Source organism: Peribacillus sp. TH14 (genome assembly GCF_016651145.1).
Classification (GTDB): Bacteria; Bacillota; Bacilli; order Bacillales; family DSM-1321; genus Peribacillus; species Peribacillus butanolivorans.
In genome coordinates this window covers 1,770,878-1,794,695 of the sequence record NZ_JAEKEK010000001.1, presented here as the reverse complement: position 1 = coordinate 1,794,695, position 23,818 = coordinate 1,770,878, and the positions used below count along the sequence as shown (strand labels likewise).

General features: G+C 43.0%; 9 protein-coding genes, 6 rRNA genes and 1 pseudogene. 13 read left to right on the top strand and 3 right to left on the bottom strand.

The features are described 5' to 3' along the window. Window positions 1–38: 38 nt before the first annotated feature. Window positions 39–464: a DUF4395 domain-containing protein gene (locus JFU50_RS08635; protein WP_201222413.1), complete on the bottom strand. Its 426-nt coding sequence runs from the start codon at window positions 462–464 to the stop codon at window positions 39–41. 529 nt (window positions 465–993) lie between these two features. Here JFU50_RS08635 and JFU50_RS08630 point away from each other — a divergent pair. The 5 genes from JFU50_RS08630 to JFU50_RS08610 all read left to right on the top strand — a co-directional run bounded on the left by JFU50_RS08630 (window position 994) and on the right by JFU50_RS08610 (window position 8,364). Beyond that, complete coding sequence (locus JFU50_RS08630) at window positions 994–1,425, top strand: MerR family transcriptional regulator (RefSeq protein ID WP_309558392.1); 432 nt, start codon at window positions 994–996, stop codon at window positions 1,423–1,425. 196 nt (window positions 1,426–1,621) lie between these two features. Then, complete coding sequence (locus tag JFU50_RS08625) at window positions 1,622–2,935, top strand: hemolysin family protein (RefSeq protein ID WP_376110781.1); 1,314 nt, start codon at window positions 1,622–1,624, stop codon at window positions 2,933–2,935. Window positions 2,936–3,276: 341 nt separating this feature from the next. Continuing rightward, the gene (locus JFU50_RS08620) at window positions 3,277–6,054 is read left to right on the top strand and encodes a response regulator (RefSeq protein ID WP_242486086.1); all 2,778 of its coding nucleotides are present in this window, start codon (window positions 3,277–3,279) and stop codon (window positions 6,052–6,054) included. A 28-nt stretch (window positions 6,055–6,082) separates the two neighbouring features. Beyond that, the gene (locus JFU50_RS08615; RefSeq protein WP_201188301.1) at window positions 6,083–6,916 is read left to right on the top strand and encodes a CheR family methyltransferase; all 834 of its coding nucleotides are present in this window, start codon (window positions 6,083–6,085) and stop codon (window positions 6,914–6,916) included. Between the two features lie 305 nt (window positions 6,917–7,221). Then, entirely contained in the window at window positions 7,222–8,364 is a 1,143-nt protein-coding gene (locus JFU50_RS08610; protein ID WP_056525851.1) for a fused response regulator/phosphatase, read from the top strand. Between the two features lie 102 nt (window positions 8,365–8,466). Here JFU50_RS08610 and JFU50_RS08605 read toward each other — a convergent pair whose 3' ends face one another. Then, window positions 8,467–8,637 carry a CsbD family protein gene (locus tag JFU50_RS08605; RefSeq protein ID WP_082527580.1) on the bottom strand — a complete coding sequence of 57 codons (171 nt, stop codon included), beginning with the start codon at window positions 8,635–8,637 and terminating at the stop codon, window positions 8,467–8,469. Window positions 8,638–8,715: 78 nt separating this feature from the next. Continuing rightward, window positions 8,716–9,474 carry an alpha/beta hydrolase gene (locus JFU50_RS08600; protein ID WP_201222411.1) on the bottom strand — a complete coding sequence of 253 codons (759 nt, stop codon included), beginning with the start codon at window positions 9,472–9,474 and terminating at the stop codon, window positions 8,716–8,718. A 714-nt stretch (window positions 9,475–10,188) separates the two neighbouring features. Here JFU50_RS08600 and JFU50_RS08595 point away from each other — a divergent pair. The 8 genes and pseudogenes from JFU50_RS08595 (at window position 10,189) to JFU50_RS08560 (ending at window position 23,364) form a co-directional block, all read left to right on the top strand. After that, a 16S ribosomal RNA gene (locus JFU50_RS08595) occupies window positions 10,189–11,741 on the top strand. A gap of 175 nt (window positions 11,742–11,916) precedes the next feature. Further along, a 23S ribosomal RNA gene (locus JFU50_RS08590) occupies window positions 11,917–14,848 on the top strand. Between the two features lie 61 nt (window positions 14,849–14,909). Next, window positions 14,910–15,025: ribosomal RNA gene (gene rrf / locus JFU50_RS08585) — 5S ribosomal RNA — on the top strand. A 650-nt stretch (window positions 15,026–15,675) separates the two neighbouring features. Continuing rightward, window positions 15,676–17,227 (top strand): 16S ribosomal RNA (locus tag JFU50_RS08580). A 175-nt stretch (window positions 17,228–17,402) separates the two neighbouring features. Then, a 23S ribosomal RNA gene (locus JFU50_RS08575) occupies window positions 17,403–20,336 on the top strand. A gap of 61 nt (window positions 20,337–20,397) precedes the next feature. Further along, window positions 20,398–20,513, top strand: a 5S ribosomal RNA gene (gene rrf / locus JFU50_RS08570). The 16S, 23S and 5S rRNA genes sit together here, the layout of an rRNA operon. Before the next feature lie 329 nt (window positions 20,514–20,842). Further along, window positions 20,843–21,682 carry a tyrosine-type recombinase/integrase gene (locus tag JFU50_RS08565; protein ID WP_201188307.1) on the top strand — a complete coding sequence of 280 codons (840 nt, stop codon included), beginning with the start codon at window positions 20,843–20,845 and terminating at the stop codon, window positions 21,680–21,682. A gap of 322 nt (window positions 21,683–22,004) precedes the next feature. After that, window positions 22,005–23,364, top strand: a pseudogene (locus JFU50_RS08560) (IS1182 family transposase). Window positions 23,365–23,818: the final 454 nt, after the last annotated feature.

The following is a 23,818-nucleotide window of genomic DNA, read 5'->3' as shown; positions in this document are numbered from 1 at the left end:
AAAAGGGACTGACGAATGTCAGTCCTATTTTGTAGTATCTAGCGCAGAGATCGGCGATAGGAATATTGTTTCCATTGATAGAGGATAAAGCAACCAATGCAGAATCCAAGGATGGCTATGAAAGAAGCAAGCCCGACCATCACCGTAAAAATATATCCTGAAACGGTCCAACCAAGCAAGAAAGAAATTAATCCAAGTCCCAAGCAAACGACTGCAATAACTTGGTTGAATTGCTGTTGTGAATGATCTTCCGGAATATAATCAGAAGGCCGCTTTTTCAAGAAGAGCTTTTCAAGCCGCATAATCGGATTGAAATTAAAGATAAGCCCTAAAAGTCCTGCTGTAAACGGAACCGCTAATATCCATATTTGACCGGTTAGTAAGGCAGTCACCACACTTGAAAATATGACCCATTGATTCGTGCGTACTAAGGGACGGGGAATAGAACGAATTTCACTCGTCATTTAAATACCAACCTCCCTGATGAGTTTTATTATATTTTATCTTTATTATGGCTACTTGTTAAGTGGGAATGATAAAAAAGTCTATAAAATCAAAACTCAACCTCCTTATTTATAATAATTTTAATTTAGTATTGATTATTATTATTAAATCGGTATAATATAATATATAACAATTAGTTAAAGTAGGAGGACGGTATAATGGTAACAAAAGTTTGTCAAACATGCGGTACACCAATAAAAAAACTAAAGCATTCTTCGATATGCCAATGCGGTCCTAAAATATTGAGCAATCAATTTCCAGCTAAAACAAAAAAATAAACGGCATAAAATAGAATGGTAAATTAAACCGGTTATTGGAAATAATCGGTTTTTTGTTTACTTGTGGAGTGTAAAGATGTGTAACTAAAAAAAATATCTTTTTATCCAATATTAAATATTTTAATTTTGAGTAAAAATAATGTACGATTAGAGAATAGAATTTAATGTCAGGGTGGAACAAAAGACAGTGTATTAGTGTCTAAACCATCACGTGACGGTTGGGAGGGGTTATATTGGGATCGAGACGTTGAAAATTGGCGAGTTGGCAGAAATGGCGAATGTTACGAAGAGAACTGTTGATTACTATACAAACATGGGCCTGCTAAAAGCAGAACGTTCCGCCTCTAACTACCGTTATTATTCAGTCAGGGAACTTGAACGGCTTCACCGTATTGAGGAGTATAAAAGAAAAAACCTTTCATTAGAAGATATAAAGGAACTATTTAACCAGGACAAGGAAGTTTCATCTGCCATTGAGGAAACAGGACTTCAACTGAAAAGTAAACTGGATGGCTTGAATGAGGAACTACGGGAAGTAATCAGGCTGATTGAAAAGGACGAAAAAAATGAACTTCTTCTAAAAAAACAGATTTCTCACGAAAGCATTGCCTTAATCCAATCATTATTAGTGTTGTTAGTATAATCCAGATTTATTCTCGATAGTTTACTGTACTAAGGTGCATATTAATAAAGGACATCTTCACAAAATGGTTGGGATGCGGCATTCATGTTAAAATTCAGTTTGTTTTTGAAATGGACATTAACCATTTACACAGGAGGTGCTTGGGATTAAACCGTGTTTGCCTATTCCTTGGTATTACTCAAGGTAGGGTATATACATGGTAAACCCGCACATATTGGAGATTTTTATAAAATTATTAGCAGTAGCTGTATTAATAGCATTAACGGCATTTTTTGTTGCCTCAGAATTTGCAATCGTAAAAGTCAGAAGTTCTCGTATTAATCAATTGATTGAAGAAGGACATAGAAATGCACTTGCAGCCAAGAAAGTAACCACACATATTGATGAGTACTTATCTGCTTGTCAATTGGGGATTACAGTAACCGCATTAGGTTTAGGGGTGCTGGGTGAACCGACGGTGGAGGCAATATTTAAACCTTTGTTTTTAAGATGGGGATTAGATGAATCCGTAAGTCATATTATCTCTTTCGTGATCGCGTTTGGTTCTGTCACATTCCTTCACGTTGTAGTCGGGGAACTAGCACCAAAAACAGTTGCGATTCAAAAGGCTGAGGAAGTAACATTAATGTTTTCAAAGCCATTAATTCTGTTTTATCGTATTTTGTACCCGTTTATTTGGTTATTGAATGGTTCTGCTCGTGTTCTTACAGGCATGTTCGGGTTAAAGCCTGCTTCTGAATCCGAAATGGCTCACTCAGAAGAAGAACTGCGCATTATTTTATCAGAAAGCTATAAAAGCGGTGAGATTAATCAATCAGAATATAAATATGTAAACCAAATTTTTGAATTTGATGAGCGTATTGCCAATGAGATTATGGTTCCTCGTACGGAAATGACGGTAATTGAAAAAGGTATGCCCTTATTGGAGGTTGTTGAACTCATTCAAGAAGAGCAATACACCCGTTATCCTGTTATAGACGGTGATAAAGATAATGTAGTGGGTATGGTCAATATCAAGCGTCTTTATACAGCAACAATTACAGAAGAAAATGTTTCAGAATTGACGGTTGATTCATTTGTAACTCCAATTATTCGTGTTCTTGAAACAATCGCAATTCATGATTTACTACTGAAAATGCAGAAGGAACGGATTCATATGGCCGTTTTAACAGATGAATATGGCGGTACTGCAGGTCTTGTTACGGTTGAAGACATTCTCGAAGAAATCGTCGGAGAAATACGAGATGAATTTGACCAAGACGAACGGCCGCTTATTCAAAAAATTGATGAGGGACATTATGTTTTTGATGCAAAAACATTGGTCGAAGATGTTAATGATACCCTTGCAATAGAATTGCCAGAAGAAGATATAGATACATTGGGCGGTTGGTTCCTAACAGGGCGATTTGAAATTGCAGTCGGCGATAGAATAGAATATGCCGGCTTTGAATTTACCGTAAAAGAGATGGATGGCCATCATGTCTTATATGTTGAAGTTAAGAAAATTTAATAATCACGAAAAACCGAAAGCGAAAGCTTTCGGTTTTTATAATTTTACTAAATAATGAATTAATAATTGAGTATGGATTCGAACACAATGCTTTGGATTTTCTTACAATTAAAAAGGTAGACTACTACTCTAATGGAAAAGGAATTCATGAATAATAACGCTGTAGGTACAATTTATACTATGAAAATGTTAAAATGTAGAGTGAGACATTAAATCTATCTAAATATAAACATATTGGAATGTTAGTAATAAGATTTATCTTTGCAAAGACATTCTTTTTCTGGCTGATTATAAATTAAGAGAAGAAGGTAGGCGGAAAAATGGGTTTTAAGAGGAAGCAAATGTTAGGGTTCGGTTTAATCTTGCTTTTCTTGGCTATATTACTTTCTTTCATGATGTTTACGCTTAACAATTTAAAGAGCAGTATGACCGAAATAGTTGAAAACCGCTATGAAAAAGTTCAAGCTTCGATGGAAATCCGTCAGTTGTTTTCAAGGTCAGACCGTGAAATTTTGTTTGCTGCTGATGATGCGAATAAAGAAGAAAGAGCTGATAGTCTAGAAATTATAAAAGAGAATCATAGTTTGATTGAATCACAAATTGCTGAATTATCAGGTACTTTAAATAAAGTAAAAGCAAAGCAATTGTTGAAAGAGTTTGAGACTCAATATACATCTTACTCCATAACAGAGACTGAGATTATTCAAAATATACAAGAAGAAAATTCTTCTGAAAATATTTCCAGGTTGATGAGAGATCAGCGGGAAAAGCGGACAAAAGTTATCAGCGCGATGGATGACTTTAAAGATTTCCAAGAAGGCATTATGAAAGAAACCTTAAGGAATTCGAAACAAACCTATGAAGATATGATTAGTTTCACAATCTTCGCTGTTATTCTTAGCATTTTAGTTATTTCAGTAACGATGGTTTGGATGATTCGCAGCACATCAAAAGATTTGCAATCCATTACGAAGGTCATCAAGAATATTGATTTTAAAAACTTATCGGTAGTACCAAGAATTTCAGTTCGAACAAAAGATGAAATTGGTGATATCGCTCGATCCTTCAATGATATGGCAGAATCGCTTGAAGCCTATAATCAAAAGGAGAAAGATTTCACTGAAAAAATCAGTGAACAGAACTGGATTCAGACTCGTGTTGCAGATATTGCTACCATGTATCAGCGTATTGTTGATGTGGAGGTTCTTGCTGACAGGTTCATTACAAGGCTTGCGCCGATGATGGGAGCGTCCATTGGGGCGATTTACGTCAGGCGAGGTGTGGGAAAAGATATGCGTTTTGTAAAGATTTCCAGCTTTGCAGGAGATGGTGAGGATGCAGGTAGACGTGAATTTCGACTGGGTGAAGGTTTGATTGGACAATGCGCTCAAGAAGGAAAATCGAAATTCATCGACAATATTCCAGAAGACTTCCATTTGGTTACAACAGGGCTAGGGGAAGTCAATCCTAAAAGTATTGTCATTGCACCGGTCGTATTTGAGGACGAAGTTGTTGCAATGGTTGAATTGGCAAGTTTGGAGGCCTTTACGAAGTTGCAAAAAAGTTTCTTAACCCGTGTGTTGGATACTCTAGGCATCACGATCAATAATGTAGAAGGTCGGATGGAAATAGAGCGTTTATTGAAAGAATCACAGGCACAGACCGAAGAGTTGCAGGCTCAATCGGAAGAGTTACAATCTCAGTCAGAGGAAATGCAGGCCCAATCAGAGGAATTGCAAACACAGGCTGAAGAGTTGCGGATGATTAACGAACAATTAGAAGAGAGAAATCGCGAAACCGAAGATAAATCGAAAGAGCTTCAAGTCGCAAAATTAAATCTTGAAAAACAAGCAGAAGAATTAAAGTTAAGTTCAAAATACAAATCGGAGTTCATGGCAAATATGTCCCATGAATTGCGGACGCCGCTTAACAGTATTTTGATTTTATCTGAAATGCTTTCTGATCCTAATGATAGTAAATTAAATGAAGAGCAGCAGGAATTTGCTCGTGTTATTAACTCATCAGGTCAAGATTTATTAACATTGATTAATGATATTCTGGATTTATCAAAAGTTGAAGTTGGAAAACTTGAAGTTGTCTTTGACGAAATGAATATGAGTGAGCTGCCTGAGGTTTTGCACCGTAACTTTGATCATGTAGCGAAGAAAAAGAACATCGACTTTATAATCGATAGAGATAAAAATGTACCGGACATTTTCTTTACGGATGAACAGCGCTTCCAGCAAATCTTGAAAAACTTATTGTCCAACGCATTTAAATTCACGGAAAAAGGTTCTGTGTCTGTCCGAATTAAAAAAGCGGATGAAGAAAATGTCGCACAGTGGATTCAAACAAAAGGTGCAAGCAATTGGATTGAAATTAATGTGGCGGATACTGGTATTGGAATTTCCAAAGAAAAGCAAAAACTAATCTTTGAGGCGTTCCAGCAAGGCGACGGAGCTACAATGAGGAAATACGGTGGTACAGGACTTGGGCTTTCCATATGTCGTGAGTTTGCCAAGCTGCTAGGAGGCTGGGTCATTGTAGATAGTAAAGAAGGCCAAGGTAGTACATTTACCTTCTTTATTCCAAGCATGCCAGAGGGCTTCAAACATGTTGGCGAAGCAATAGCTGCTTCTACAGAAGTGGCAGCAGCTTCCCATGAAGCAACCGAATCTTCTGTAGAGCAGGAAGAACAGGATGTCGTAATATTCGATGGTGACGGCAAGAAAAATGGTAATCCATTCTGCAATAAAACCGTACTGGTCGTCGATGATGACCACCGTAATATCTTTGCACTAAAAAATGCCCTGAAGCATGAGGGGATGGAAATCCTTACGGCTGAAAATGGCTATGAATGTTTGGAGCTTCTTGAAAAAGGAAATAATATAGATGCAATATTAATGGATATTATGATGCCAGGAATGGATGGTTATGAAACGATGACTAGAATTCGCGAGCAGAATAAGTTCGAGAATCTTCCAATCATCGCTTTAACAGCTAAAGCGATGAAAGGCGATAGAGAAAAATGCCTGAAAGCTGGCGCGTCCGACTATGTCAGTAAGCCATTAAAATTAGATCAGTTGCTATCAGTTCTTCGTGTGTGGCTGACTAATTGATTGATAGTACGGGTAAGGAAGGTTTTTCATGAAGGATACATTAACTGTTGAAGAACGAGAAGATATAGAAATTGAATTATTATTGCAAGCCATTTATTCTGTCTCCGGCTTCGATTTTCGGAAATATATGCGTTCTTCTATAAAGCGGAGAGTTGAAAATCGGATGAGGCTGGACCATATTCGTAGGATAAGTGGAATGATTGAAATGGTTTTATATGAAAAAGGGTATGTCGAGAAACTTCTGAATGATTTTTCGATAAACGTTACTGAAATGTTTCGCGACCCGGATTTCTTTAAAGCTTTTCGATTAAAAATTGTACCGCTTTTAAAACAGCTTCCGGAAATTAGAATTTGGCATGCGGGTTGTTCGACTGGTGAAGAAGCCTTTTCAATGGCCATCCTTCTTAAGGAAGAGGGGCTTTATGAAAAGGCGAAAATTTATGCGACTGATATGAATGAAGATGTCCTCCGCCATGCAGAAAAAGGGATACTTCCGCTAAATAGAATGCAGTCTTATACAAAAAACTATTTGCAGGCCGGCGGAAAACAGGAATTTTCGGAGTATTATACGACGGATTATCAAAATGCCTATCTTAATTCTAGCCTTCTTAAAAACATAGTGTTTTTCCAGCATAATTTGGTCACTGATGGTTCGTTCAATGAGTTTCATATTATCATGTGCCGAAATGTGATGATTTACTTTACCGGTGAATTACAAACCTATGTAAACCATTTGTTTTATGACAGTCTTAGTAAAGAAGGCTTTCTTGCAGTTGGTAGTAAGGAAACACTTCATACATCTTCCTTATCGGAAGATTATGAGGACTTTGATTCAAAGGAACGGATTTATCGGAAATTATAAGAAGGGGGAGTTCGCATATTTAGCGGACTCCTCTTTTTCATTAGGCCACTAGTAATATGTTCTCACCCTGTTTTTGGGTGATACAAAAAAATGCTTATAATATGTTTAGAGTGTCATAGTAACGGGTATATATAATGAATTGGTCTGCGAATGTGATGATAAAGTGGTTTATTATTATTAAAAGAGACTGAGCTTCGTTATAATAAAATGGAAACTACCCTATAGGGAACCACAATAATGAAACGCATTTACATAATAAAGATAAAAACTTGCCGCTCGATATAAGCCAAAAGGGGAATAAAAGAATGACGATATTAATCGTAGATGATAACCAGGTTAACCTTTTCGTTATAGAGAAAATTCTAAAGAGGGCTGGCTATACGGATTTTCTATCATTAACTTCTGCTGTGGAGATGTTTGAATATTTACAGGTGGATGGTCTGAAACCAAAGGAGACTTCTGTTGATATTATTCTGCTTGATATTATGATGCCTGAAATCGATGGAATAGAGGCGTGCAGACGTCTTCAAAATATCCCACACCTTAAAGATATACCCGTGATTTTTGTGACCGCACTTGAAGACTCAAACAAGGTAGCCGAGGCACTTGATGTGGGCGGTATTGATTATATAATGAAGCCTATTAATAAAATTGACTTGCTGGCCCGGATTCGTGTGGGATTAAGGCTTAAATATGAAAAAGATTGGCATAAAATGCAGGATGAAAAAATTCGTAATGAATTAGATCTCTCGATGCAGGTCCAAAGCAGTCTCTTAAGTGAGCCCATTCACAATGACCACTTAACTATCAAAGCCTCATACTTACCTGCAAATAAGTTAGCGGGAGACATGTACTATTGGCATCGCATTGATGAAAATCGATATGGAATCATTCTGCTTGATATGATGGGGCATGGAATATCCGCTTCACTTGTTTGTATGTTTATTTCCTCTGTTTTGAGGGATGCGATTCGGACACATACAGATCCTGTGGCAGTCATAAACGAAATGAATCACTGGATGAGTGTCCTTAATAAAGAAGATAACCAAGTGCACTATTATTTTACAGCGATTTATATGATTATTGATACAGAGCAAAAAACAGTGGAATATGTTAACGCTGGACATCCTCCAGGCTTCGCTTTAATGGATGATGGAAAAGTGGCTTCTCTTTCAAAAGGGACATGTCCTGTGGGATTCTTCACTGAGATGAATATAGAGAAATCAATCATTCATTATGAAGACAGAATTCAACTTCTGTTATTTACAGATGGAGTCATGGAGGCTATCGATCGGGATGGCACCGAAGGGCTGAATCAAATACAAGAAGCGGTCTCAACGAGTTGGTTTGATATCAAGGAAACCGCTCCTATTGATTTTGTTATGCCCCCTGAAATGCAACAAGACCAGCCGGATGATATGTGTGTTGTTGTAATTCAAGCTAATTGAAAAAGGAAGAGGCTGCAGTTTATACCTGCAGCCTCTTCTGTGGTGTGGAAATTCTTATACAGGAGAGTTTCGATGTAGTATCCAGCGATTTTAATTTGCTAATTAACGTTTATTTTTCAATTTACTAACAGCGTCTTGGAGATTGCCTTTTAATTTATCAACTTTACCTTCTGCTTGTAAGTGAGGATCATTTTTCGCGTTACCGACCTGGTCTTTCGTTTCGCCTTTTACTTTATTGACCGTACTTTTTACTTTGTCTGATAAACTGCTCATTATGCTGCCTCCTTTTTCTTTATATACTATATATACCCTTGTATAGGTCGAGTAAACCAAGTTGTATATAAGAATCATTTATGAAGCGATTGTTGCCTTTTTACTGTGGATTTGAATGAACCGATAAGCCTGTTCAATGATTTGATCTTTATCATAATCCAACGAAGCAACATGGTAGGAATTTTCAAGGGCGATTAATTCCTTATCAAGGGACAACACAGTATCGTATATTTGATTGGAACATTGGGCTGGTACAACGTGATCTTCTGGAGAATGAAAAAGAAGTATCGGGCAGCTAATGTTTTCGAGCTGTTGACTTGTATGCTCCATAATATCAAGCAACTGATTAATTGCTTTTGAGGGAACTTGGTCATAAGTGATTTCAGTAACAGTATCGTCTTTTACGTCAGGCTCACCTTCAGGAATGAAACGCGGAACCGATGGGTTACGATAGATTTCATACTCAGGAACTTGAAGTGCGGCGTTAATAGTGAGAATTCCTTCACAAGGTACTTTTGTCGCTAAATCCAAAACAAGGGCGCCGCCCATTGATTGTCCTATTGCAAATACATATGTGCAGGTTTGCTTTAGCTTTGCATAGGCAGTCTCGACATCATGTACCCAATCTTGATAATGGCACGTTTCCATATCCAGCTCATCGGTACCATGGCCCTTCAAACGTGGAGCATAGACTGTATAGCCTTTAGCAGCGAGGTTATCACCTAAATACCTTACACTTTGTGGTGTGCCATTAAAGCCATGGCAAATGAGGATTCCGATAGAATTGCCAGGGAGGAAAAAAGATTCTGCACCTGGTATTACCTTTGCTGCTGTCATATCTCCATCTCCTTTAAATCATAATCTATTAAAAAAGGGGTTATTGATTATTAGATTCTGTCTTTCTAATAATATTAACTATTCCGATTATATTACTTGGTTATATAATATCATAACAAGATTTAGAAAGTCAACTTGGTTATGTTTCTTGTTCAATACATCAAGAAGGTACTTAAGGCAAGAAAAAAACAGGACTGCAAATACTTGTGGAAGATATACGTTGACGCGAGTACCTAAATATAACAAAGAAATCTAGCTTGGTTTCAATTAATAAATACAACTCCTTCTATAATATATGTTTACTAAAATACCGATCTAAGAGGTTGTTAAAATGCCTAACAAAATAAAAACTATAAAAATAGGAATAGTCGTTGACTTTCAAGTGGAATAGGATTAATATAAATAAGCACCAAGTACGACAAACAAAAAACTTCATCCACTTTTGGTAGATTACTAAAAGAAATAATAACTGTTGACTTCTTATTATGAAAATGTTAAGATGAAATGGTCGCTGAAAAACACAGCGATTTAAAACAAGTTAAAAACTTCGCAGAAGTTGACAACTAATCAATAGCGTGTTATGATGAATAAACAAGTTGTTCGAAAGAACGACGATAAAATTGCTCTTTGAAAACTGAACAAAACAAAGCGCCAACGTTAATTTTTAAAAGTGAGCACACACTATCAAAAAGCAAAATGAGCAAGTCAAACATTTCTTCGGAGAGTTTGATCCTGGCTCAGGACGAACGCTGGCGGCGTGCCTAATACATGCAAGTCGAGCGAATCGATGGGAGCTTGCTCCCTGAGATTAGCGGCGGACGGGTGAGTAACACGTGGGCAACCTGCCTATAAGACTGGGATAACTTCGGGAAACCGGAGCTAATACCGGATACGTTCTTTTCTCGCATGAGAGAAGATGGAAAGACGGTTTCGGCTGTCACTTATAGATGGGCCCGCGGCGCATTAGCTAGTTGGTGAGGTAATGGCTCACCAAGGCGACGATGCGTAGCCGACCTGAGAGGGTGATCGGCCACACTGGGACTGAGACACGGCCCAGACTCCTACGGGAGGCAGCAGTAGGGAATCTTCCGCAATGGACGAAAGTCTGACGGAGCAACGCCGCGTGAACGAAGAAGGCCTTCGGGTCGTAAAGTTCTGTTGTTAGGGAAGAACAAGTACCAGAGTAACTGCTGGTACCTTGACGGTACCTAACCAGAAAGCCACGGCTAACTACGTGCCAGCAGCCGCGGTAATACGTAGGTGGCAAGCGTTGTCCGGAATTATTGGGCGTAAAGCGCGCGCAGGTGGTTCCTTAAGTCTGATGTGAAAGCCCACGGCTCAACCGTGGAGGGTCATTGGAAACTGGGGAACTTGAGTGCAGAAGAGGAAAGTGGAATTCCAAGTGTAGCGGTGAAATGCGTAGAGATTTGGAGGAACACCAGTGGCGAAGGCGACTTTCTGGTCTGTAACTGACACTGAGGCGCGAAAGCGTGGGGAGCAAACAGGATTAGATACCCTGGTAGTCCACGCCGTAAACGATGAGTGCTAAGTGTTAGAGGGTTTCCGCCCTTTAGTGCTTCGCGACTAACGCATTAAGCACTCCGCCTGGGGAGTACGGCCGCAAGGCTGAAACTCAAAGGAATTGACGGGGGCCCGCACAAGCGGTGGAGCATGTGGTTTAATTCGAAGCAACGCGAAGAACCTTACCAGGTCTTGACATCCTCTGACAACCCTAGAGATAGGGCGTTCCCCTTCGGGGGACAGAGTGACAGGTGGTGCATGGTTGTCGTCAGCTCGTGTCGTGAGATGTTGGGTTAAGTCCCGCAACGAGCGCAACCCTTGATCTTAGTTGCCAGCATTCAGTTGGGCACTCTAAGGTGACTGCCGGTGACAAACCGGAGGAAGGTGGGGATGACGTCAAATCATCATGCCCCTTATGACCTGGGCTACACACGTGCTACAATGGATGGTACAAAGGGCTGCAAACCTGCGAAGGTAAGCGAATCCCATAAAGCCATTCTCAGTTCGGATTGTAGGCTGCAACTCGCCTACATGAAGCCGGAATCGCTAGTAATCGCGGATCAGCATGCCGCGGTGAATACGTTCCCGGGCCTTGTACACACCGCCCGTCACACCACGAGAGTTTGTAACACCCGAAGTCGGTGAGGTAACCTTTATGGAGCCAGCCGCCTAAGGTGGGACAGATGATTGGGGTGAAGTCGTAACAAGGTAGCCGTATCGGAAGGTGCGGCTGGATCACCTCCTTTCTAAGGATAAATACGAGAGCGCTTTTGTTTTGTTCAGTTTTGAATGAGTAATTCATTCAGATTCGAAAGATCTCATCACGTAGTGATGAAGTTTTTTCTTCTTTGTTCCTTGAAAACTAGATAATAGATAGAAGGCAATTAATTTTTTCAAAGCATCAGTAAGATCTTTTTTAACGGTTAAGTTAGAAAGGGCGCACGGTGGATGCCTTGGCACTAGGAGCCGATGAAGGACGGGACTAACACCGATATGCTTCGGGGAGCTGTAAGTAAGCTTTGATCCGGAGATTTCCGAATGGGGAAACCCACTGTTCGTAATGGAACAGTATCTTTACCTGAATACATAGGGTACTGAAGGCAGACCCGGGGAACTGAAACATCTAAGTACCCGGAGGAAGAGAAAGCAAATGCGATTTCCTGAGTAGCGGCGAGCGAAACGGAATTAGCCCAAACCAAGAGGCTTGCCTCTTGGGGTTGTAGGACACTCAACATGGAGTTACAAAGGAACGGGGTAAATGAAGTGATCTGGAAAGGTCCGTCAAAGAAGGTAAAAACCCTGTAGTTGAAACTTCGTTCCCTCCTGAGTGGATCCTGAGTACGGCGGGACACGAGAAATCCCGTCGGAAGCAGGGAGGACCATCTCCCAAGGCTAAATACTACCTAGTGACCGATAGTGAACCAGTACCGTGAGGGAAAGGTGAAAAGCACCCCGGAAGGGGAGTGAAATAGATCCTGAAACCGTGTGCCTACAAGTAGTCAAAGCCCGTTAATGGGTAATGGCGTGCCTTTTGTAGAATGAACCGGCGAGTTACGATTTCATGCGAGGTTAAGTTGATAAGACGGAGCCGCGACGAAAGCGAGTCTGAATAGGGCGAATGAGTATGAGGTCGTAGACCCGAAACCAGGTGATCTACCCATGTCCAGGGTGAAGTTCAGGTAACACTGAATGGAGGCCCGAACCCACGCACGTTGAAAAGTGCGGGGATGAGGTGTGGGTAGCGGAGAAATTCCAATCGAACCTGGAGATAGCTGGTTCTCTCCGAAATAGCTTTAGGGCTAGCCTCAAGATGAGAGTATTGGAGGTAGAGCACTGATTGGACTAGGGGCCCCCAACGGGTTACCGAATTCAGTCAAACTCCGAATGCCAAATACTTATTCTTGGGAGTCAGACTGCGAGTGATAAGATCCGTAGTCGAAAGGGAAACAGCCCAGACCACCAGCTAAGGTCCCAAAGTATACGTTAAGTGGAAAAGGATGTGGAGTTGCTTAGACAACCAGGATGTTGGCTCAGAAGCAGCCATCATTTAAAGAGTGCGTAATAGCTCACTGGTCGAGTGACTCCGCGCCGAAAATGTACCGGGGCTAAACGTATCACCGAAGCTGTGGATTGACACCGTATGGTGTCGATGGTAGGAGAGCGTTCTAAGGGCGTTGAAGTCAGACCGGAAGGACTGGTGGAGCGCTTAGAAGTGAGAATGCCGGTATGAGTAGCGAAAGAAGGGTGAGAATCCCTTCCACCGAATGCCTAAGGTTTCCTGAGGAAGGCTCGTCCGCTCAGGGTTAGTCGGGACCTAAGCCGAGGCCGAAAGGCGTAGGCGATGGACAACAGGTTGATATTCCTGTACCACCTATACATCGTTTGAACGATGGGGGGACGCAGAAGGATAGGGTAAGCGCGCTGTTGGATATGCGCGTCCAAGCAGTTAGGCCGGAAACGAGGCAAATCCCGTTTCCATTAAGGCGGAGCTGTGATGGCGAGGGAAATATAGTACCGAAGTTCCTGATTCCACAGCGCCAAGAAAAGCCTCTAGTGAGATGTAAGGTGCCCGTACCGCAAACCGACACAGGTAGGCGAGGAGAGAATCCTAAGGTGTGCGAGAGAACTCTCGTTAAGGAACTCGGCAAAATGACCCCGTAACTTCGGGAGAAGGGGTGCTTTTTAGGGTGAATAGCCCGGAAAAGCCGCAGTGAATAGGCCCAGGCGACTGTTTAGCAAAAACACAGGTCTCTGCGAAGCCGCAAGGCGAAGTATAGGGGCTGACACCTGCCCGGTGCTGGAAGGTTAAGGGGAGAGGTTAGCGCAAGCGAAGCTTTGAACCGAAGCCCCAGTAAACGGCGGCCGTAACTATAACGGTCCTAAGGTAGCGAAATTCCTTGTCGGGTAAGTTCCGACCCGCACGAAAGGTGTAACGATCTGGGCACTGTCTCAACGAGAGACTCGGTGAAATTATAGTACCTGTGAAGATGCAGGTTACCCGCGACAGGACGGAAAGACCCCGTGGAGCTTTACTGCAGCCTGATATTGAATTTTGGTACAGCTTGTACAGGATAGGTAGGAGCCTGAGAAGCCGGAGCGCTAGCTTCGGTGGAGGCGTTGGTGGGATACTACCCTGGCTGTATTGAAATTCTAACCCGCGCCCCTTATCGGGGTGGGAGACAGTGTCAGGTGGGCAGTTTGACTGGGGCGGTCGCCTCCTAAAGAGTAACGGAGGCGCCCAAAGGTTCCCTCAGAATGGTTGGAAATCATTCGTAGAGTGTAAAGGCACAAGGGAGCTTGACTGCGAGACCTACAAGTCGAGCAGGGACGAAAGTCGGGCTTAGTGATCCGGTGGTTCCGCATGGAAGGGCCATCGCTCAACGGATAAAAGCTACCCCGGGGATAACAGGCTTATCTCCCCCAAGAGTCCACATCGACGGGGAGGTTTGGCACCTCGATGTCGGCTCATCGCATCCTGGGGCTGTAGTCGGTCCCAAGGGTTGGGCTGTTCGCCCATTAAAGCGGTACGCGAGCTGGGTTCAGAACGTCGTGAGACAGTTCGGTCCCTATCCGTCGCGGGCGCAGGAAATTTGAGAGGAGCTGTCCTTAGTACGAGAGGACCGGGATGGACGCACCGCTGGTGTACCAGTTGTCTTGCCAAAGGCATAGCTGGGTAGCTACGTGCGGACGGGATAAGTGCTGAAAGCATCTAAGCATGAAGCCCCCTCGAGATGAGATTTCCCATAGCGCAAGCTAGTAAGATCCCTGAAAGATGATCAGGTTGATAGGTCAGAGGTGGAAGCGTGGCGACATGTGGAGCTGACTGATACTAATAGATCGAGGACTTAACCACGCTTTAAAAAATGAAATACCTTCTTATTATCTAGTTTTGAAGGAACAACGTTCCTTTATTGTTTGGTGGCGATAGCGAAGAGGTCACACCCGTTCCCATTCCGAACACGGCAGTTAAGCTCTTCAGCGCCGATGGTAGTTGGGGGTTTCCCCCTGTGAGAGTAGGACGCCGCCAAGCCATTTTGAAAAGATCAGCCATTCTGGTTGGTCTTTTTTGTGTTTGTATAATTTGAAAAAAGTATCTAGAAAAAAATAAAGACTTTTATAAGGTCAGAATACAAGTGGGGATCATAAGGGCAAGACTAGCTTACCCCAGTAGCTGTTAAACTTAATAAGAAGACTTTTTATTGATCTTGTTTCTGAATAGTTTAACTTAACACGATAGATAAACACTTTTACGAACCTAATATAGGTATTGTTTCTTCTTAATAAAGGGCATTCTTAATGGAGCTTAAAATAAAAATGATTTTTTTATATATAATGTGTTGACTTTAAGGTAGGAAAGGATTAATATAAATAAGCACCAAGTACGACAAACAAAAAACTTCATCCACTTTTGGTAGATTACTAAAAGAAATAATAACTGTTGACTTCTTATTATGAAAATGTTAAGATGAAATGGTCGCTGAAAAACACAGCGATTTAAAACAAGTTAAAAACTTCGCAGAAGTTGACAACTAATCAATAGCGTGTTATGATGAATAAACAAGTTGTTCGAAAGAACGACGATAAAATTGCTCTTTGAAAACTGAACAAAACAAAGCGCCAACGTTAATTTTTTTAAGTGAGCACACACTATCAAAAAGCAAAATGAGCAAGTCAAACATTTCTTCGGAGAGTTTGATCCTGGCTCAGGACGAACGCTGGCGGCGTGCCTAATACATGCAAGTCGAGCGAATCGATGGGAGCTTGCTCCCTGAGATTAGCGGCGGACAGGTGAGTAACACGTGGGCAACCTGCCTATAAGACTGGGATAACTTCGGGAAACCGGAGCTAATACCGGATACGTTCTTTTCTCGCATGAGAGAAGATGGAAAGACGGTTTCTGCTGTCACTTATAGATGGGCCCGCGGCGCATTAGCTAGTTGGTGAGGTAATGGCTCACCAAGGCGACGATGCGTAGCCGACCTGAGAGGGTGATCGGCCACACTGGGACTGAGACACGGCCCAGACTCCTACGGGAGGCGACAGTAGGGAATCTTCCGCAATGGACGAAAGTCTGACGGAGCAACGCCGCGTGAACGAAGAAGGCCTTCGGGTCGTAAAGTTCTGTTGTTAGGGAAGAACAAGTACCAGAGTAACTGCTGGTACCTTGACGGTACCTAACCAGAAAGCCACGGCTAACTACGTGCCAGCGACCGCGGTAATACGTAGGTGGCAAGCGTTGTCCGGAATTATTGGGCGTAAAGCGCGCGCAGGTGGTTCCTTAAGTCTGATGTGAAAGCCCACGGCTCAACCGTGGAGGGTCATTGGAAACTGGGGAACTTGAGTGCAGAAGAGGAAAGTGGAATTCCAAGTGTAGCGGTGAAATGCGTAGAGATTTGGAGGAACACCAGTGGCGAAGGCGACTTTCTGGTCTGTAACTGACACTGAGGCGCGAAAGCGTGGGGAGCAAACAGGATTAGATACCCTGGTAGTCCACGCCGTAAACGATGAGTGCTAAGTGTTAGAGGGTTTCCGCCCTTTAGTCTTTGCGACTAACGCATTAAGCACTCCGCCTGGGGAGTACGGCCGCAAGGCTGAAACTCAAAGGAATTGACGGGGGCCCGCACAAGCGGTGGAGCATGTGGTTTAATTCGAAGCAACGCGAAGAACCTTACCAGGTCTTGACATCCTCTGACAACCCTAGAGATAGGGCGTTCCCCTTCGGGGGACAGAGTGACAGGTGGTGCATGGTTGTCGTCAGCTCGTGTCGTGAGATGTTGGGTTAAGTCCCGCAACGAGCGCAACCCTTGATCTTAGTTGCCAGCATTCAGTTGGGCACTCTAAGGTGACTGCCGGTGACAAACCGGAGGAAGGTGGGGATGACGTCAAATCATCATGCCCCTTATGACCTGGGCTACACACGTGCTACAATGGATGGTACAAAGGGTCGCAAACCTGCGAAGGTAAGCGAATCCCATAAAGCCATTCTCAGTTCGGATTGTAGGCTGCAACTCGCCTACATGAAGCCGGAATCGCTAGTAATCGCGGATCAGCATGCCGCGGTGAATACGTTCCCGGGCCTTGTACACACCGCCCGTCACACCACGAGAGTTTGTAACACCCGAAGTCGGTGAGGTAACCTTTATGGAGCCAGCCGCCTAAGGTGGGACAGATGATTGGGGTGAAGTCGTAACAAGGTAGCCGTATCGGAAGGTGCGGCTGGATCACCTCCTTTCTAAGGATAAATACGAGAGCGCTTTTGTTTTGTTCAGTTTTGAATGAGTAATTCATTCAGATTCGAAAGATCTCATCACGTTGTGATGAAGTTTTTTCTTCTTTGTTCCTTGAAAACTAGATAATAGATAGAAGGCAATTAATTTTTTCAAAGCATCAGTAAGATCTTTTTTAACGGTTAAGTTAGAAAGGGCGCACGGTGGATGCCTTGGCACTAGGAGCCGATGAAGGACGGGACTAACACCGATATGCTTCGGGGAGCTGTAAGTAAGCTTTGATCCGGAGATTTCCGAATGGGGAAACCCACTGTTCGTAATGGAACAGTATCTTTACCTGAATACATAGGGTACTGAAGGCAGACCCGGGGAACTGAAACATCTAAGTACCCGGAGGAAGAGAAAGCAAATGCGATTTCCTGAGTAGCGGCGAGCGAAACGGAATTAGCCCAAACCAAGAGGCTTGCCTCTTGGGGTTGTAGGACACTCAACATGGAGTTACAAAGGAACGGGGTAAATGAAGTGATCTGGAAAGGTCCGTCAAAGAAGGTAAAAACCCTGTAGTTGAAACTTCGTTCCCTCCTGAGTGGATCCTGAGTACGGCGGGACACGAGAAATCCCGTCGGAAGCAGGGAGGACCATCTCCCAAGGCTAAATACTACCTAGTGACCGATAGTGAACCAGTACCGTGAGGGAAAGGTGAAAAGCACCCCGGAAGGGGAGTGAAATAGATCCTGAAACCGTGTGCCTACAAGTAGTCAAAGCCCGTTAATGGGTAATGGCGTGCCTTTTGTAGAATGAACCGGCGAGTTACGATTTCATGCGAGGTTAAGTTGATAAGACGGAGCCGCGACTGAAAGCGAGTCTGAATAGGGCGAATGAGTATGAGGTCGTAGACCCGAAACCAGGTGATCTACCCATGTCCAGGGTGAAGTTCAGGTAACACTGAATGGAGGCCCGAACCCACGCACGTTGAAAAGTGCGGGGATGAGGTGTGGGTAGCGGAGAAATTCCAATCGAACCTGGAGATAGCTGGTTCTCTCCGAAATAGCTTTAGGGCTAGCCTCAAGATGAGAGTATTGGAGGTAGAGCACTGATTGGACTAGGGGCCCCCAACGGGTTACCGAATTCAGTCAAACTCCGAATGCCAAATACTTATTCTTGGGAGTCAGACTGCGAGTGATAAGATCCGTAGTCGAAAGGGAAACAGCCCAGACCACCAGCTAAGGTCCCAAAGTATACGTTAAGTGGAAAAGGATGTGGAGTTGCTTAGACAACCAGGATGTTGGCTCAGAAGCAGCCATCATTTAAAGAGTGCGTAATAGCTCACTGGTCGAGTGACTCCGCGCCGAAAATGTACCGGGGCTAAACGTATCACCGAAGCTGTGGATTGACACCGTATGGTGTCGATGGTAGGAGAGCGTTCTAAGGGCGTTGAAGTCAGACCGGAAGGACTGGTGGAGCGCTTAGAAGTGAGAATGCCGGTATGAGTAGCGAAAGAAGGGTGAGAATCCCTTCCACCGAATGCCTAAGGTTTCCTGAGGAAGGCTCGTCCGCTCAGGGTTAGTCGGGACCTAAGCCGAGGCCGAAAGGCGTAGGCGATGGACAACAGGTTGATATTCCTGTACCACCTATACATCGTTTGAACGATGGGGGGACGCAGAAGGATAGGGTAAGCGCGCTGTTGGATATGCGCGTCCAAGCAGTTAGGCCGGAAACGAGGCAAATCCCGTTTCCATTAAGGCGGAGCTGTGATGGCGAGGGAAATATAGTACCGAAGTTCCTGATTCCACGCTGCCAAGAAAAGCCTCTAGTGAGATGTAAGGTGCCCGTACCGCAAACCGACACAGGTAGGCGAGGAGAGAATCCTAAGGTGTGCGAGAGAACTCTCGTTAAGGAACTCGGCAAAATGACCCCGTAACTTCGGGAGAAGGGGTGCTTTTTAGGGTGAATAGCCCGGAAAAGCCGCAGTGAATAGGCCCAGGCGACTGTTTAGCAAAAACACAGGTCTCTGCGAAGCCGCAAGGCGAAGTATAGGGGCTGACACCTGCCCGGTGCTGGAAGGTTAAGGGGAGAGGTTAGCGCAAGCGAAGCTTTGAACCGAAGCCCCAGTAAACGGCGGCCGTAACTATAACGGTCCTAAGGTAGCGAAATTCCTTGTCGGGTAAGTTCCGACCCGCACGAAAGGTGTAACGATCTGGGCACTGTCTCAACGAGAGACTCGGTGAAATTATAGTACCTGTGAAGATGCAGGTTACCCGCGACAGGACGGAAAGACCCCGTGGAGCTTTACTGCAGCCTGATATTGAATTTTGGTACAGCTTGTACAGGATAGGTAGGAGCCTGAGAAGCCGGAGCGCTAGCTTCGGTGGAGGCGTTGGTGGGATACTACCCTGGCTGTATTGAAATTCTAACCCGCGCCCCTTATCGGGGTGGGAGACAGTGTCAGGTGGGCAGTTTGACTGGGGCGGTCGCCTCCTAAAGAGTAACGGAGGCGCCCAAAGGTTCCCTCAGAATGGTTGGAAATCATTCGTAGAGTGTAAAGGCACAAGGGAGCTTGACTGCGAGACCTACAAGTCGAGCAGGGACGAAAGTCGGGCTTAGTGATCCGGTGGTTCCGCATGGAAGGGCCATCGCTCAACGGATAAAAGCTACCCCGGGGATAACAGGCTTATCTCCCCCAAGAGTCCACATCGACGGGGAGGTTTGGCACCTCGATGTCGGCTCATCGCATCCTGGGGCTGTAGTCGGTCCCAAGGGTTGGGCTGTTCGCCCATTAAAGCGGTACGCGAGCTGGGTTCAGAACGTCGTGAGACAGTTCGGTCCCTATCCGTCGCGGGCGCAGGAAATTTGAGAGGAGCTGTCCTTAGTACGAGAGGACCGGGATGGACGCACCGCTGGTGTACCAGTTGTCTTGCCAAAGGCATAGCTGGGTAGCTACGTGCGGACGGGATAAGTGCTGAAAGCATCTAAGCATGAAGCCCCCCTCGAGATGAGATTTCCCATAGCGCAAGCTAGTAAGATCCCTGAAAGATGATCAGGTTGATAGGTCAGAGGTGGAAGCGTGGCGACATGTGGAGCTGACTGATACTAATAGATCGAGGACTTAACCACGCTTTAAAAAATGAAATACCTTCTTATTATCTAGTTTTGAAGGAACAACGTTCCTTTATTGTTTGGTGGCGATAGCGAAGAGGTCACACCCGTTCCCATTCCGAACACGGCAGTTAAGCTCTTCAGCGCCGATGGTAGTTGGGGGTTTCCCCCTGTGAGAGTAGGACGCCGCCAAGCCATTTTGAAAAGATCAGCCATCCTTGGCTGGTCTTTTTTGTATTATATTTATATTCGTATAATAAAGGTCTAACCACCATTGAGTTAACATAAAAGGTAGAGAATGATAACTGTAGAGAAAAATTGGATGTAGTTAGGGAAGTGTGTAGGATATAGACATACTATATCGAATGATACATTAAATTTACTTTTTATTGTTCGTAAGGGATATTTTTCTTATATCTGTATAATCATACCTGTGTAAAGACAAATGGACAGAATTCTTCGTTTCTAAAGGGATATATGTTAAACTTAAATTAGTTCTGAAACTGTCATTGGGGGAATAGCCGATGGATACCTCTGCTAAAGATGAAATGATTTTTTCGTTTGCTGGATGGTTGAGAGACCAAGGCAAATCAGATAATACGATCAAAACGTATACTGGTGTTCTTTCACAGTTTTGTGAGCAGACACAGAAGATATTAATGGAGATTCACTCTGAGGATATTCAAGATTATCTGGATTATTTAGAAAATTGCAAGAAAAGTCCAGGGACAATTGAAAAGCATTATATTGCTCTAAATGTCTTCTTTAAATTTTTAGAAAAGCCACAGATAATGCTTTCTGTTGAGCGTAAGGTAAAGGAGCACAAGCATGAGGTGCCAGAAACCTTAAGCATCAAAGAGCAGGAGGCACTTTTGAGGGATATAGAGGCAGAGGGGAATCTGAGGAATATTGCCATCGTCTACCTATTATTACATACTGGAATTCGTGTCTCTGAATTATGCGACTTAAATAGTAGAGATGTCATCATGGATACAGATCGAAATTATATCCTTGTCCGGAACGCGAAGGGTGAAATTGATAGAACAGTCCCACTTACAGTATCGGCTATACTACATGTTAAGAATTACCTTTATTCATTAAAAGAAAAAGCAGATCCGTTGTTTATTTCAAGTTACAATCAAAGAATCACTCCGAGATCGGTACAATATATTTTGAAAAAGTACAATGTACACCCACATAAATTACGTCATACATTTTGTCAAAGATTAGTGGATAACGGGATAGATGTACAAACCATTTCCAAGTTAGCTGGTCATAAAGATTTGAACGTCACGAAGCGTTATTTGAAAGATAAATCACTGAATCTTGAAAATGCGATAGATCAAACTTTTACCAAACATTAGTCTATATAAAATAAAAAGGAAGGGGTAAACCCTTCCTTTCAGACTGTAGACAAACTCGATGAAAATCGAGTTTGTCTACAGTTTTTTTGAGGGGTTGTAAAAATTCGACGTTGATTTCCACTCCAGGCACTCGCTTTCCGCGGGCGGTCAGGGAGCCTCCTCGGCGCCTTTGCGCCTGTGGGTCTCCCTTGGACACGCATTTCCCGCAGGAGTCTCGCACCTTCCGTTCCAATCAACTTTGTTTTAACAATTAGATATAACCACTTTTGCCTACAGTCCTTTTTGTTTTAATATAGAAGTATTAAAACTTGAGGTGATGACGATGCTTTCGAAACATAATTCTATTCAGCGAGATCAACTTGAAATGATTACTTTGGATCAACTGGTGCCAGCGAACCATTTGGTTCGTAAAATTGAGGGGGCCATTGACTTCACTTTCATTTATGACTTGGTGAAAGAGATGTATTCAGAGATAGGGCGCCCAAGTATTGATCCAGTTATTTTAGTTAAATTGACATTCATTCAATATACCTTCGGTATTCGTTCGATGCGTAAAACGATTGAAGAAGTTGAAACGAATATGGCTTACCGTTGGTTTTTAGGTTACGGTTTCCATGATAAAGTACCTCACTTCTCAACGTTCGGGAAAAATTATGAGCGTCGCTTTAAAGATACAGACCTGTTTGAACGGATTTTTTATCGTATCTTAATGACAGCTTCAGAAAGAAAGTTAATAAGTGCAGAGCACGTATTCGTTGATTCAACACATGTGAAAGCCAGTGCGAATAAGCGAAAATTCGAAAAGAAAATCGTTCGTAAGGAAACACGAGCATATCAAGGACGCCTTCAAGAAGAAATAAATCAAGATCGTGAAAACAATGGAAAGAAGCCTTTTCCACCGGATAAATTTGATAAAGAAGAAACCAAAGAAATTAAAGAAAGTACAACTGACCCTGAGAGTGGCTACTATGTAAAAGATGAACGAACAAAACAGTTTGCCTATTCATTTCATGCGGCTGCGGACCGCAACGGTTTTGTGCTGGGGACGATTGTAACACCGGGAAATACGCATGATAGTCATATCTTAGAGCCTCTTGTTGAACAAGTGATTGAGAAAGTTGGAAAACCTGAAGCTGTTGCCGCAGATGCAGACTTACAAAACACCAGCCATTACAAGCTACCTTTTTGGGAAAGAAATCACACCAGCTTTACCCTATACACGTCCACGAACAAAAGAAGGGTTCTTTCGCAAGCATGACTATGTTTACGATGAACATTTTGATTGTTATCTCTGCCCATCGGGCGAGATTTTAAAGTACTCAACAACAAATAAAGAGGGCTATCGCGAGTACAAATCACCCAAACACACTTGTGCGACATGCTCATTTTTATCACAGTGTACAGTAAGCAAAGACCATCAAAAAGTGGTGACACGCCATATCTGGCAAAATTATATGGAAGAAGCAGATCATCTGCGTCATCACAAGGATGTAAAACCTATATATGCGAAACGTAAAGAAACAATAGAGCGTGTATTCGCAGATGCAAAAGAAAAGCATGGTATGCGTTGGACTACTTTAAGGGGACTTAAAAAATTGTCGATGCAGGCGATGCTTACTTTCGCTGCCATGAATTTAAAGAAGATAGCCAATTGGACATGGCAAGGTCCAAGAATGGCTTAATAAAGTGGGCTCGTAGAGGCCCAATCTCTTAATCATGAGCAAAATTCAAAGGGAATTTCAAAAGGGGTCCGGAATTAAAACATTCCGAACCCCTTTTGTCTACAAACTGAAAGGAAGGGGTAAACCCTTCCTTTTTTTGTTATAAAAATTGGCATTTGAGACTATGGATTGTCAGGGGATAGGGAGTCAGTTGTCTAGTTTCTGTCGGCAGGGTTGGATGAAAAGGAATACGGAGTCTGATTGATGTAGCACCCTGAAACAATTAATGATGCACAATATGGAGCCTCTTAGTGAAGCAGAAACCGAAAACTTGTAAGTATAAACTATTAACTGTTTTATATCTCAAGGAAGGTGAGGGTTAAGTCAATCAAACGTTTTTTTAGGTTTAGAAGCCACCACATTAATAACATCGATAAGAATTATGATGTATTGGATAACGATGTGGGTCCAAATT